This window comes from Exiguobacterium sp. E17S (assembly GCF_057772545.1).
On the sequence record NZ_JBYLRU010000001.1, the window covers coordinates 484,076 to 497,260 of the forward strand.

General features: G+C 49.2%; 14 protein-coding genes. 10 read left to right on the forward strand and 4 right to left on the reverse strand.

Annotation, left to right across the window (positions count from 1 at the left end; all coding sequences use genetic code 11):
* Nucleotides 1-10: 10 nt before the first annotated feature.
* The 4 genes from AC3B4V_RS02470 to AC3B4V_RS02485 all read left to right on the forward strand — a co-directional run bounded on the left by AC3B4V_RS02470 (nucleotide 11) and on the right by AC3B4V_RS02485 (nucleotide 3,637).
* Nucleotides 11-1,735 (forward strand): M3 family oligoendopeptidase, encoded by a 1,725-nt coding sequence (locus tag AC3B4V_RS02470; RefSeq protein ID WP_406748114.1) that lies wholly within the window; start codon nucleotides 11-13, stop codon nucleotides 1,733-1,735.
* Nucleotides 1,736-1,777: 42 nt separating this feature from the next.
* Nucleotides 1,778-2,476 (forward strand): ribose-5-phosphate isomerase RpiA, encoded by a 699-nt coding sequence (gene rpiA / locus AC3B4V_RS02475; protein WP_406748113.1) that lies wholly within the window; start codon nucleotides 1,778-1,780, stop codon nucleotides 2,474-2,476.
* Nucleotides 2,477-2,497: 21 nt separating this feature from the next.
* Nucleotides 2,498-2,758, forward strand: a complete 261-nt coding sequence (locus tag AC3B4V_RS02480; protein WP_290714896.1) for a hypothetical protein — start codon at nucleotides 2,498-2,500, stop codon at nucleotides 2,756-2,758.
* 132 nt (nucleotides 2,759-2,890) lie between these two features.
* Nucleotides 2,891-3,637, forward strand: coding sequence for a hypothetical protein (locus tag AC3B4V_RS02485; RefSeq protein WP_488377647.1), 747 nt, complete (start codon nucleotides 2,891-2,893; stop codon nucleotides 3,635-3,637).
* Nucleotides 3,638-3,731: 94 nt separating this feature from the next.
* Here AC3B4V_RS02485 and AC3B4V_RS02490 read toward each other — a convergent pair whose 3' ends face one another.
* Genes AC3B4V_RS02490 through AC3B4V_RS02500 form a run of 3 tightly spaced genes read right to left on the reverse strand, consistent with a single transcriptional unit; the run spans nucleotide 3,732 to nucleotide 5,488 of the window.
* Complete coding sequence (locus AC3B4V_RS02490; RefSeq protein WP_023467822.1) at nucleotides 3,732-4,136, reverse strand: DUF350 domain-containing protein; 405 nt, start codon at nucleotides 4,134-4,136, stop codon at nucleotides 3,732-3,734.
* 13 nt (nucleotides 4,137-4,149) lie between these two features.
* Entirely contained in the window at nucleotides 4,150-4,317 is a 168-nt protein-coding gene (locus AC3B4V_RS02495) for a hypothetical protein (RefSeq protein WP_023467823.1), read from the reverse strand.
* A gap of 55 nt (nucleotides 4,318-4,372) precedes the next feature.
* The gene (locus AC3B4V_RS02500; protein ID WP_406748111.1) at nucleotides 4,373-5,488 is read right to left on the reverse strand and encodes a GGDEF domain-containing protein; all 1,116 of its coding nucleotides are present in this window, start codon (nucleotides 5,486-5,488) and stop codon (nucleotides 4,373-4,375) included.
* Nucleotides 5,489-5,727: 239 nt separating this feature from the next.
* Here AC3B4V_RS02500 and AC3B4V_RS02505 point away from each other — a divergent pair, with 239 nt between their 5' ends.
* The 5 genes from AC3B4V_RS02505 to AC3B4V_RS02525 are packed head-to-tail and all read left to right on the forward strand — an operon-like array spanning nucleotide 5,728 to nucleotide 10,556.
* Nucleotides 5,728-7,167, forward strand: coding sequence for a GntP family permease (locus AC3B4V_RS02505; RefSeq protein WP_214860864.1), 1,440 nt, complete (start codon nucleotides 5,728-5,730; stop codon nucleotides 7,165-7,167).
* A 25-nt stretch (nucleotides 7,168-7,192) separates the two neighbouring features.
* Nucleotides 7,193-7,894 carry a CoA transferase subunit A gene (locus AC3B4V_RS02510; RefSeq protein WP_029341303.1) on the forward strand — a complete coding sequence of 234 codons (702 nt, stop codon included), beginning with the start codon at nucleotides 7,193-7,195 and terminating at the stop codon, nucleotides 7,892-7,894.
* A gap of 13 nt (nucleotides 7,895-7,907) precedes the next feature.
* Nucleotides 7,908-8,570: a 3-oxoacid CoA-transferase subunit B gene (locus AC3B4V_RS02515; protein ID WP_035398057.1), complete on the forward strand. Its 663-nt coding sequence runs from the start codon at nucleotides 7,908-7,910 to the stop codon at nucleotides 8,568-8,570.
* A 5-nt stretch (nucleotides 8,571-8,575) separates the two neighbouring features.
* Complete coding sequence (locus AC3B4V_RS02520; RefSeq protein ID WP_488377648.1) at nucleotides 8,576-9,352, forward strand: 3-hydroxybutyrate dehydrogenase; 777 nt, start codon at nucleotides 8,576-8,578, stop codon at nucleotides 9,350-9,352.
* A 13-nt stretch (nucleotides 9,353-9,365) separates the two neighbouring features.
* Nucleotides 9,366-10,556, forward strand: coding sequence for an acetyl-CoA C-acetyltransferase (locus AC3B4V_RS02525; RefSeq protein ID WP_488378217.1), 1,191 nt, complete (start codon nucleotides 9,366-9,368; stop codon nucleotides 10,554-10,556).
* A gap of 58 nt (nucleotides 10,557-10,614) precedes the next feature.
* Here AC3B4V_RS02525 and AC3B4V_RS02530 read toward each other — a convergent pair whose 3' ends face one another.
* Nucleotides 10,615-11,547 (reverse strand): DUF2268 domain-containing putative Zn-dependent protease, encoded by a 933-nt coding sequence (locus AC3B4V_RS02530; protein WP_488377649.1) that lies wholly within the window; start codon nucleotides 11,545-11,547, stop codon nucleotides 10,615-10,617.
* A 280-nt stretch (nucleotides 11,548-11,827) separates the two neighbouring features.
* Between AC3B4V_RS02530 and brnQ the strand changes: the two genes are divergently transcribed.
* Nucleotides 11,828-13,168 carry a branched-chain amino acid transport system II carrier protein gene (gene brnQ / locus AC3B4V_RS02535; protein WP_195865384.1) on the forward strand — a complete coding sequence of 447 codons (1,341 nt, stop codon included), beginning with the start codon at nucleotides 11,828-11,830 and terminating at the stop codon, nucleotides 13,166-13,168.
* Nucleotides 13,169-13,185 lie beyond the last annotated feature (17 nt).

Here is a 13,185-nt window from a genome sequence, read left to right on the forward strand (position 1 = left end):
GAGGAAAAGCATGAAACACACACGATGGCAATTAGAGACACTCTACACGATTGATGATGTCAAAGCAGGAATTGCTACGATACAAGACGCGTTGACGAAACATCCGGCTAATGTGACAGAACAGGTCGAGCGTTATCAGCAAGTCGCGCGCGACGTCGAGGAATGGAGCGACTTCATTTATTGTCTGTACGCTGAAGATGTCACGCGCTCAGAAGTCCATCCATTGCTCGAAGAAATCGAAATCGTGCAAGCGATGGTGCGCAGTGAGGCAGCAGCACTCGATACGAAGATCGCTGCACTGTCACAAGAAGAGTGGGAGGAGCTCGTCACGGGTACACCGTACGCCTTTTTCTTGAACGAACGCCGTGACATCCAGTCTCGTCGTGCACCACTGGTTCAGGAACAATTGTTGCAGGATCTCGGTGTGGATGGGTTCCAAGGCTGGGGGCAGCTCTACAAACAGCGTTTCATGGCATTACGCGTCGACTTGGATAATAAGCAGGTCACGATCGGTCAAGGGCTACACGAAGCGATGTTCGCACCTGACCGTTCGGCTCGTTTAGCGGCAGCGACAGCGGTTGACACCGCGTGTGCACAAGAAGCTGACCTGTTTGCGACGATTCTGAACCGGATTGCCGGCTTCAGATTGCAATCCTACAAGATGCGGAACTGGGAGCAACCATTGACCGAGTTGCTTGAGCAGAACCGGATCTCTGAAGCGAGCCTAACAGCGATGATGGAAGCACTCGATCAACACCGCGATCTCTTTCACGCCTATTACGCTCGCAAGATTGCCCAGGCGGAGCGGGTGACGGGAGAATGGCATGATTTTGAGACGAACACCTATCGCTCCGCGCGTCACGTTCCGTTTGAGATGGCAGAGACCATCGTCACGACACAATTCAAACGATTGAATCCGCAGCTCGGCGCCTTTGCGGAAAACGTGTTTAGTGAGGGATGGGTCGATGCAGAGAATCGTCCTGGAAAAGCAGAGGGCGGATTCTGCGCTGCCTTTCCGATTGCCAAGGAGAGCCGGATCTTCATGACGTACCGCGACAGTTATCCGGACGTCGCGACGCTCGCTCATGAATTCGGTCATGCCTATCATAATTATTTACTGCAAGATGAACCGTATTTAAATCAAGTCAAAGGAACGAGCATCGCGGAGACGGCTTCGACGTTCATGGAGAATCTCGTGCTCGATGCTGCCATCAAAGAGACGACGGAACGGGAGGAAGTGCTCGCTCTCTTAGAGGTCAAGATCCGAGAAGGGTTAAAATATGCCAGCATCGTTCCCGGCATGTTCCGATTCGAGCAACGGTTTTATGCGGAACGTCAGCAAGGGACGGTCAGTGCCGAACGGTTAAGTGAACTCCTGCAAGAGGAAGAACGGTTAGCCTATGGTCCGGTATTGCCTGAACCGGCGCGCTATAAATGGATGTACATCAGTCACTTATTCAATCCGAATCTTGCGTTCTACAACATTCCCTACACGATCGGTTATCTGCTCAGCAATAGTCTGTATCAGACGGTTCAAGCGAATCCGAGTCAATTTTCGACAGTCTTTGAAGCGGTCATGCATGATTCCGGTCAAGCGACGATCGATGAGATCGTTAAACGTCATCTCGATGCTGATCCGACATCTGTCGCGTTTTGGATGGAAGCTCAACAACCGCTCGTCCAGGCAATTGAGCAGTACCTGACGTTAACGGAATCCTCTCTCTCCGTCGATTGAAGACGAATCGAAACGGGAACAGAAATGTAGGGAGGGATGCGGATGTATGAACAGGAGAAACAATTAGTCGCTGAGGCAGCACTAACTTACGTGAAAGATGGGATGATAGTGGGTCTTGGAACGGGTTCGACGACGGAACGGTTCATCGAGGCGCTTGGTCCACTTGTGCAGGCGGGACTACAGATTCAAGGCGTGGCGACGTCACTTGCGACGGTCCGACTCGCGGAACAGTTACACATTCCGTTAATTGACTTGGAAGAGGGAATGGAAATCGATGTGACGATCGATGGGATCGATCAGATTGACGGACGATTTCAAACGATCAAAGGTGGTGGCGGTGCACTATTTCGCGAGAAAATCGTCGCACTAATGAGTCGGGAATTGCTCTATCTGACCGATTCCTCGAAGTTCGTCCATCATTTAAGCGGACCGTTACCGGTCGAACTGGATCCGTTTGCGTTACCGTATGTGCGACAACGGTTACGTGATAAGCATGTCTCCGCAACGTTGCGGCTGAAAGACGATCGTCCCTTCGTCACAGATGGAGGTCACGTGATTCTTGACGTTGATGTATCAGCAATCTCGGACGTCCGATTGTTCGCAAAAGAAGTGAAGAGCTGGTCGGGTGTACTCGAGACGGGTTACTTCGAGCGACAGCCCGATCATGTCCTGACGGTCGAAGAGGGAAAGGTCAAACGTATCGCGCATCCGCGACTGCGTGACGGTGGTGGTTTGGTTTAAGGAAAGAAAGAAGGGAACCGTATGGGATTGAAAAAACGGTATTTATTCGGAGCAGGTGTCATTGCCGGTGCGAGTCTACTGTTGTTCAGGAAGCGGGAACAGGGCACACAGACCGATGCGCTACGTGATTATTTAGCGCATCTCGATCAGGATCCGAGTCCAGATGCTGCGAAGGACCCGGATGAGGTCGGATTGACAAAACTCGATTCGATCTATCGAGCCGAATGGCAAGCGAATGGATTCCCACGTTCGCGGACGGAGCTAGAGGAGCTTGAAAAATAGTGGCAGTCAACTATGAGTAATTAAAACGGCTAAAGTCCGGATTTGAACGGACTTTAGCCGTTTAGTTGTGAGCGTAGTAAAAATTGAACGCAATCCATAGAAAATTAAAAATGTTCAGCAGGAGGCAAATGTATGTACAGTTGGTCAAGAAAAGTGAGGCGTATGTGGTTGAAGTTTGGCTGGATTGTGATAATCGCTTGTTTCGTTGTTATCGTTGGTTCATTCGTTTTAATCATGAATGGCAATCCGATCAAAGAAAAAGAAATCGGAAAACGATTGGAAGTAGATTTAGAGCGAGAGTATAAAACGAAATTTGACCTAGAGTACACTCGTTACGATGCGACTAGAAGCGAATATGGGGCAATTTTTCATACGAACGAACCGGATAAGAAGGATGATGTCTCGTTCTATGCAACGTATCATAATGATTATGAATTGTACGATACATATCGGGAAGAAATTTGGTCACGTGATATTCGTAAGGCAGTCTCTAATGAAGCAAAAGAGGTGTACGGTAACAATTTTATTAGGATCGAAGTAAACTCTCCACCAGAATTATTCATAGATGACGTAAAACTAAATAATGTATTGCAATATACCGAATTGAGCGAAGAATCGATGCGGTATGTTGAAATCATGGTGAACGTACATAAGGAAGCGCGACATACAGTGAAAAAAGACTTGGCAAAATTAGTGACGAAAATGAAAGACGGATCGATGAAGGCTGGAAAGGTGATCGTGATGGGAGCAGATGACGAGAAAGCTACAGCATTTCGTTCATGGGTATGGATTGATGTAACGAATCTTCCAAAGGATTTTAAGATGGCTGAGTTCAATAAGTTATTGGAATGGGATCAGACTTTTACAAGTATAAAATAAGAGTATGGAAATATACTTGGGTATAAAAAAGCTCCTATGAAAGAAGACAATCTTCTTCTCTCATAGGAGCTTTTTAAAAGAATTACGGGCAATTTTAATATGTAAGCGATCCTGCAATGATCAAACCGATCGAAATCGATAAGAAGAGGAGCAGCAAGCCGACTGCTTCGTTATTTGCATCAATCTCTTTCGTCATGCTTAAGCGTGGGATCAATAAATCCGCGAGATAGAACAAAACGATTTGTAAGACGATCGCAAGTGCACCCCACAACACCATATCGAGAATGCTGACGGAGTTCGAGATACTCGAATAGAGGACGATGGCAAGACCAAGAATTCGTCCACCGAAGGCGTAGACGGCTGCTTTCTTCCCGTTACGGATGAGTTCGAGCTCCTTTGATTTCGTTGTCACTTCGAACAGGACGACACCAATCGCAAGGAGTACGGTTGCGACACCGATATACGAGAGGGTCGAAAGGAATAGATCACTGAATGTCATGCTGGTACCTCCATCATGATTTTTTATTTTTCTTGCGTTGTTCGTATGCAACATACAATTCAAGCAGTGCTCCGACGAGAATACCTGCTGATACATACAAATAGAAGTTGTCACCAATGAATCCGAACAAGAGACCTAAAATGAGGCCGATCAGGATATAGGGACCTTTTGCTAACTTCATGCCAATCACCTACCTCTTCTTTAAAGGTAGCGGATTTCAGAGGTGGCGTCCATCGTTATTCTTGAAAGCTGACGGCAGATTCTGCATTAGGAGAAAACAGGACGACTTGATTCCGTCCTTGTTGCTTTGCCTGATAGAGGGCAGCATCCGCATCCAGTAGAAGATCGTCGATTTGCAGTGTCGTCTCATCGTACGCGGCTAAACCAAACGATGCTGTGAGCGGTAGCTCTGTCGTCGCTAGTCGGAACGGACTAGAAGCGATCCGTTCGCGTAATTGCTCTGCTAAAGGCAGAACTTCAGCAAGCGGAACACCCTCGAACAGGACTGAAAACTCCTCACCGCCGTTACGGGATAAATACCCGCTTTCTGCCACTCCATCGCGCAGTCGATTGGCGAACTGCCGTAGCACCTCGTCACCCGCTTCATGTCCATACGTATCGTTGACCTGTTTAAAATGATCAATGTCGATCGTCAACAACACGACCGACTGTTTATTTAGAATCAATCGCTGTTTGACATCCGTGAAGTATTCATTGAAGGCGCGTGAATTGTTCAATCCTGTCAAAAAGTCGAGTTGTGCTTTTTGCCGAAGCATCCGTAATGATTGTTTGGTCAACCGAATATCGCGGATGATCAGTAGGGCGAGCCAACTACTGACGAACGATGCAGGAATGACGACTGCCATCACTTCAAGTAGAAGAATCTGTTTCGGTAAGACAATCCATAAGACAAGAGCGTGTAAAGCCGTCGCGTAGAGCGTCACGAGTGTGAATGTTCGTTTTGCATAAGGTGGCATTTCGCGAACAATTAAGCTCGTTCCTAAAGCAATGGCGACAATGAAGCCGAATGCGGTGAAGGCTGCTAGATTCGTTCCTAAACTGAAACGATAGATGATGATCGCGATCGTCACGATCGTTGTCGGGATGGCGCCACCAAAGTAGGCAGCGACGACGACCGGAATATGACGCAAATCAACCATGACGCCAGGTGCTGCTTCAATCGTCATCTGCATGAGTAGTAACGAGATGACACTTAGAGCAAGACCGTACAATACGCGCGTCAGCCGCGGGGAGTCACGCGTGATCGGAAGCGGTGATAATTTTCCGAGCAGATAGAAACCAGCCATTAATAGCGTTACGTTATGCAAGACGTCAAAAAGGATGCTTTTCATGAACTGTCCATCCTTTCAAATAAAGTACGTTACTTAAAAGACATACGCCATAAAAGGGCTAACTCCTGTTCCTTGAAAAAATAATCTATTTGATGCAATTGTGTCTATAATGTGAACTTATGATTTCTATAAGCTGTACTTATAGTTTGACGGAATTTAATTGACCTCTTCGACACTGCGTTGTTAAATGATGAAGAAGCGATATGAAAGCGCTTACTAAAATCGAAGGAGATCTACTTATGGAACTTGTCATCATTCTTCTTGCCTTATCCTTATTGATGTTCGTTGCCTATCGTGGTTTTTCGGTCATCCTATTCGCGCCAATCTGTGCCTTGTTCGCCGTCCTACTGACGAACCCGGATTGGGTGTTACCTTTCTTCTCGAATATCTTCATGGAAAAGATGGTCGGCTTCATCAAGGCGTACTTCCCGGTCTTCCTCCTCGGGGCGATTTTCGGAAAAGTCGTTGAGATGTCCGGTATCGCGGAGTCGATCGCGAAGACGATCATCCGCATGATCGGTGCGAAACGCGCCATTCTTGCCATCGTCTTACTCGGCGCCATTCTTACATATAGCGGTGTCAGCCTGTTCGTCGTCGTCTTCGCTGTTTATCCGTTCGCAGCGAACTTGTTCCGCGAAGCGAACATCCCGAAACGCCTCATCCCGGGAACAATCGCCCTTGGTGCATTCACGTTCACGATGGATGCCTTACCAGGAACACCACAGATTCAAAACGTCATCCCAACGACGTTCTTCAAAACGGATATCTATGCTGCACCAATCATGGGAACAGTCGGTGGCTTGTTCATCCTAGTCGTCGGCATGTGGTATCTCGAGTCACGCAAGAAAAAAGCCCATCAAGCTGGGGAAGGATACGCTGGATTTGAAGCAACAGCTGCAAGTGCCGCACCGCAAATGGAGTTGAAGAATGAACCGGAAATGGCACTCGAGACGGATCGTCAACCAGTCTATCGTCAAGTCCTTGCCTTCGTTCCACTGGTCCTCGTTGCCGTCATGAACAAAGTCTTCACACTCTCGATTCCGAAATGGTATCCGGAAGGATTCGATTTTTCAGCAATTGGTCTAGAGGCATTCGGAAAGATCGAGACGCCGGCCGTTCTTGCGATCTGGTCCGTCCAAATGGCGTTATTGATCGGAATTCTTGCAGCGATGCTGTATGACTTCCCGAAGATCAAGACGAATTTCCAAGCTGGTTTGAACGTCAGTATCGGTGGCGCGCTCCTAGCGGTCATGAATACAGGTGCTGAGTATGGTTTCGGAGGCGTCATCGCCGCACTTCCTGGATTTAAGTCCGTCTCAAGCGGGATCTCAGAGACATTTACGAATCCGCTCGTCAACGGAGCCGTCACGACGACGACGCTTGCCGGCGTCACCGGTTCCGCATCGGGTGGAATGGGAATCGCGTTAAGTGCGATGTCGGATAAATATACGCAGGCCATCACATCAGGCGGCGTGCCACCGGAAGTCATGCATCGCGTCATCTCGATGGCGTCCGGCGGAATGGATACGTTACCGCATAACGGTGCCGTCATCACGTTACTTGCCGTCACGGGGCTGACGCATCGTCAGTCGTATAAGGACATCTTCATGATTACGATTCTCAAGACAGTGACGGTCTTCTTGATGATCGGATTATATAGTTTGACTGGCTTGTACTAAGGATTTTTAAAGGGGGCATCATCAGATGAAACAGGGGAAAGTATACGCATCATTCGCGGAAGCGACAGCAGACATCTTTGACGGGGCGACGCTAGTCGTAGGGGGCTTCGGACTCTGCGGAATCCCGGAAAAATCAATTACCGCGTTGCAAGAGAAGGGCGTCAAGGATTTGACGGTCGTCAGTAATAACTGTGGCGTCGATGACTTCGGTCTCGGTCTCCTCTTGCAGACACGACAAATCAAGAAGATGATTTCGTCGTATGTCGGGGAAAACAAGACGTTCGAGCAACAATACCTCAGTGGCGAGATTGAAGTCGATCTCGTCCCACAAGGTACACTTGCCGAACGTATCCGTGCCGGTGGAGCTGGCATTCCCGGTTTCTATACACCAACAGGCGTCGGGACACCGATTGCTGAAGGAAAGGAACAAAAAGAGTTCGACGGAAAGACGTATCTGCTCGAAGAAGGAATCGTCGGCGATTTTGCGATCGTCAAGGCGTGGAAAGCAGATCGACTCGGGAATCTCGTCTTCCGAAAGACGTCACGCAACTTTAACCCAATCGTCGCGACAGCCGGAAAAGTAACGATCGTCGAAGTCGAAGAACTGGTCGAAGTCGGTGAACTCGATCCGAATGAGATCCATACACCTGCTGTCTACGTTCAGCGCATCGTCGTCGGAACGGATTATGAAAAACGCATCGAACGCCGGACTGTCCGGGAAGCTTGAGGAGGAGACGGATATGAAAACGACACGAGAAATCATCATTGAACGCGCACTTCAGGAAGTTGAAGACGGAATGTACGTTAACCTCGGGATCGGGATTCCGACATTGATCGCCAATGCGATTCCGGACGATATGCATGTCATGCTGCAATCCGAAAATGGACTGCTTGGCATCGGACCGTATCCGCTTGATCATGAAGTCGATGCCGACGAAATCAACGCCGGTAAAGAAACGGTCACGGCACAATCCGGAGCATCTTACTTCGACAGTGCCGAATCGTTCGCGATGATTCGCGGCGGGCACATCGACCTCGCAATCCTTGGTGGGATGGAAGTCGATCAAAACGGTGACCTCGCGAACTGGATGATTCCGGGCAAGATGGTCAAAGGCATGGGCGGAGCGATGGATCTCGTCAACGGAGCAAAACGCGTCGTCATCATCATGGAGCATGTCAACAAACACGGCGAATCGAAAGTCAAACAGGCGTGTACCTTGCCGTTGACAGGACGCGCCGTCGTCAACCGTCTGATTACGGACCGGGCCGTCTTTGATTTCACACCGGACGGAATGGTCTTGATCGAGACGCTGAATGGTCATACGGTCGAAGACGTCAAACAAGTCACGGAAGCACGATTCACGGTCAGTCCGGAACTCGAGCGCGTGACGGTAGGGGAGTGAAGCAGATGGTTCAAGGAGATATCGTACTCGTCACAGGTGCAGGAAGCGGAATTGGTCTTGAAATCTCAAAGGCGTTTGCTGCGGCAGGAGCGAAGGTCGTCGTAACGGACGTTCGCGCGGAAGCAGCAGAAGAGGCGGCGGCAGCGATTCGCACAGCTGGTCATGAAGCGGTCGGCATGACGCTCAACGTCACTGATGAAGCACAGGTCGAAGCTGTCTTGAATAAGACGGTCGAACAGTTTGGTCGACTCGACGTCTTGATCAATAACGCGGGTCTTCAACACGTCTCACCAATTGAAGAGTTTCCGACTGAGAAATTCGAATTGATGATCAAGATCATGTTGACGGCGCCGTTCATCGCTATCAAACATGCCTTTCCGATCATGAAGGAACAAGGCTACGGACGGATTCTTAACATGGCATCGATCAATGGTTTAATCGGTTTTGCTGGGAAGGCGGCGTATAACTCGGCGAAGCATGGATTGCTCGGTCTGACGAAGGTCGCAGCCCTTGAAGGAGCAGAACACGGGATTACCGTTAACGCGATTTGCCCGGGGTATGTCGATACACCGCTCGTCCGAAATCAAATGGAAGACTTGGCGAAGACGCGTCACGTCGAACTTGAGAAGGTACTTGAGGAAGTCATCTATCCGCTCGTTCCACAAAAACGGTTGCTCGCCGTCGAGGAAATCGCGGATTATGCATTGTTCCTCGCGAGCCGCAAAGCAAAAGGGATCACGGGACAAGCGAACGTACTCGATGGAGGATATACGATTCAATAAGGAGATGGAGCAGATGAGTGAAGCAGTCGTCATCGTCAGTGCGACGCGCACGGCAATCGGGAATTTCAATGGGAGTTTGAAGGACGTCAAAGCAACGGAACTCGGTGCGACAGTCATCCGTGCGGCACTTGAAAAAGCAGGTGTCGCTGGGAATCACGTCGACGAAGTCTTTTTTGGTAACGTCCTCTCAGCAGGACTTGGTCAAAATCCAGCACGGCAAGCGGCACTCGCTGCCGGATTACCGGAGACATGTCCAGCGATGACCGTTAACAAGGTCTGCGGATCCGGTCTCTCGGCCGTACATCTCGCGTATCAGGCGATCAAGTCGGGCGAAGCCGATGTCATCGTTGCCGGTGGGATGGAGAACATGAGCCAAGCGCCATATGTCCTATCGGGCGCACGGTCTGGACTGAAGATGGGTGACCAACCGCTCGTCGATACGATCATCCAGGATGGACTTGAGTGTGCGTTTAATGACTATCACATGGGAATCACGGCAGAGAATTTAGCCGACGCCTATGAACTCTCCCGCGAAGCCCAGGATCAGTTCGCTGCGACGAGTCAGCAAAAAGCGCAGACGGCATTAGCGGAAGAACGGTTCGTCTCGGAAATCACGCCAGTGTTGATTCCACAACGAAAAGGCGACCCGATCCGTTTTGATCAAGATGAGTTTCCGCGTGCCGGAACATCTGTCGAAACACTCAGTCGTTTGCGCCCGGCATTCAAAAAGGACGGAACGGTCACGGCAGGCAATGCGTCTGGCATCAATGACGGGGCTGCGGCGCTCGTCATCATGTCCGCGTCAAAGGCAAAAGAACTCGGCGTGACACCACTCGTTGAGATCGTCGCGAACGGAACGTCCGGCGTCGACCCGAGCATCATGGGAATCGGTCCCGTCCAAGCGGTCCAAAAGGCACTCGATAAAGCGCGACTGACACTTGAGGAGATCGATGTCATTGAAGCGAACGAAGCGTTCGCAGCACAATCTCTCGCAGTCGATGCGGAGCTACAGTTCCCGCATGAAAAGCTCAACCGCAACGGCGGTGCGATCGCGCTCGGTCATCCGATCGGTGCGAGTGGGGCACGGATTCTTGTTACGCTGATCCATGAACTCGAGCGGACGGGTGAGACACATGGTCTTGCGACGTTATGCGTCGGGGGCGGTCAAGGGGTAGCGACGATCGTCAAAAAATACGAAGACTAACGAATAAAGCACGAGACGAAGGAGATGTTTGCTCCCGTTGTCTCGTGCTTTATTGATTTTAGCGAATCGTTAATTTCTTCTGGTAACTGCTTTTTTCGAGAATTTGCACGGAGGACATCCGTGTCCATTCCTTCAAGGAAATCTCGGGATGTTGCTTCACGAAGTCGGAGACGATCATATAGCCGAGTCTGTATTTTACGAACGATGGAATTTGTTTTTCGTAATTTCCAAAGAATAGATCATCCGTCGTCAATCGTTCCGCATTCAGCTCCGAAATCACATTCTCTAAAGTATGGTCAAGTAAAGGGGCAATCGCTTCCGATGATTCCACTGGATAAAGCTTGTGGGCAAAGAATTCCGCTTTTCCTTCGAGAATGATGTAATCGAGCATCGTTGCACGATTCGGTTCATCGAGGGCAACGGTGTGATGGTACTCATGCGCCGTCGTATTGCGTAATGATGTTTCCGAAAAATCCTTCAAGAAGAATAGACTCATCGAATTGTTTCCTTGAGCGACACCGCTGACACCACCATAACGTTTGGCATCATCATGCTCGAGTGGTGTCGTCGGGGAGACGAAGACGACGAGCTTTTCATCCCGTGGAAGTTGTTTCATCGAAGTCAGGAGACTGGACTTGATCTGTTTCATGATGCGCTGATGGTGTTTTTTCAAATATGTATTCATCTGCTTTAAGTCCTTGATGTTTTCCGATGGCTGTTCATAGAGGTTAGGAACGGGCATCGCTTGGAGCCGTTCTTTTTTGATGACGCTATTTTTAGCGCCCAATACATATTTTTTAAATAGTGCCTCATTGTCCTCTGGATGTTTCGAAACCGCTTGAATGTAATCGTCATACGCCTTATACAAAGGAACGATTTGAATCTCTTGTTTCTCATGCGTAAACGAGATGTCATACGTCTTCGGTTTTTCGGCAGCGGGGGAACAACTGGCAAGTAAAAGGGTGGCGCTAAGAAGATAGATCGATTTCATAGAAAAACCTCCTGTTTCATTATCCATATATTTACTTTCTTCATGAAACCTTTTAATCCTACTACGTCATATGAACTTATGAATCCGATTTCATGCTTCGACGCACAGACGTAACAAATTCTATAGACCGTAGCTCTACCAAACTTTCTGCGCAATTTTCAGAATATTCTCCAGATAAACTCCTAGCACGAGCTCTTAAACGTATGGTATCCTTTCGAACGAAGTACTTCATCTGCTTAGGGAGCGAGATGAAGTCGATCATCATCAGTGGGGGTTTATTATGTCTAAAACTGTTCCAACATCATTTATCATCGTCATCGGCATGATGCTCTTCGCCTTATTTTTCGGGGCAGGAAATCTCATCTTTCCGCCGATGCTCGGACAGCTCGCAGGGGAGCATGTCTGGGTCGCCAATGCCGGATTCCTCGTCACCGGTGTCGGTCTACCATTGCTTGCGATTCTCGCATTCGCGTTTTCAGGGGAACGCGATCTACAGGCGATGGCGTCACGCGTTCATCCTGCGTTCGGGATCGGGTTCTCGGTCATTCTGTATCTTGCGATCGGTCCCTTCTTCGCGATTCCTCGTGCCGGAACGGTCTCGTACGAGATCGGAATCAAGCCGTTCTTCAGTGAATCGACGAGCCACTGGCCGCTACTTATCTTTACGGTCTTGTTCTACACGGTTGCGTGTCTCTTATCATTGAATCCAACGAAAATCGTCGATGTCGTCGGGAAAGTCCTGACACCGATTAAGATCACGTTCATCGGTCTGTTGATCGTCGTCGCTGTCCTGCATCCGATCGGAAGTTTTCAGAATCCTTTGAAGACATATCAGTCGAATGCCTTCTTTAACGGTTTCCAGGAAGGATATATGACGCTCGATGCGCTCGGTGCCTTCGTCTTCGGGATCATCATCATCGCAGCGATCAAGGAAAAAGGTGTTACATCGAAGCGGCAGTTGCTGTTGATTTGTACAAAAGCGTCATTGATCGCAGCAGCCTTGCTAGCAATCACGTATTCGGCGCTTGCCTTCATGGGTGCTTCAAGTGTCTCGGAAATCGGACAACTGGCGAACGGCGCAGAGATTTTGTCAGCTGTGTCGGATCATTACTTTGGTGAATACGGTGCGATTTTACTCGGTCTGATGATCACAGTCGCCTGTATGACGACAAGCGTCGGCTTGATCACGGCCTGTGCGTCGTTCTTCTCGGCACTCGTGCCAAAAATCTCGTACGTCAAATGGACGATTGGTCTATCGGTCTTCAGCGCACTCGTCGCGAACATTGGTCTGAATCAATTACTTGCCGTCTCAAAACCAGTTTTGATGACACTTTATCCACTGGCAATCTGTCTTATCTTCCTGACGTTCTTGCATCCACTCTTTAAAGGCAAACCAGCCGTCTATCAAGGGGCGCTGTGGATGACATTCGTTGTCAGCTTGTTTGATGGATTGAAGACAGCAGGGATTAACGTCTCAGCTGTCACGAAAGTGTTCGACGCGGTATTACCGTTTGCTTCCGTCAGTCTTGGATGGGTCGTTCCAGCTATCATTGGTGGAGTGATCGGAGCAGTCGTCGGTAAGAAAACAGCGGAGACACAATCGTCGTCGCGTGTGGCTTAAATTGTCATGTGTAAAAA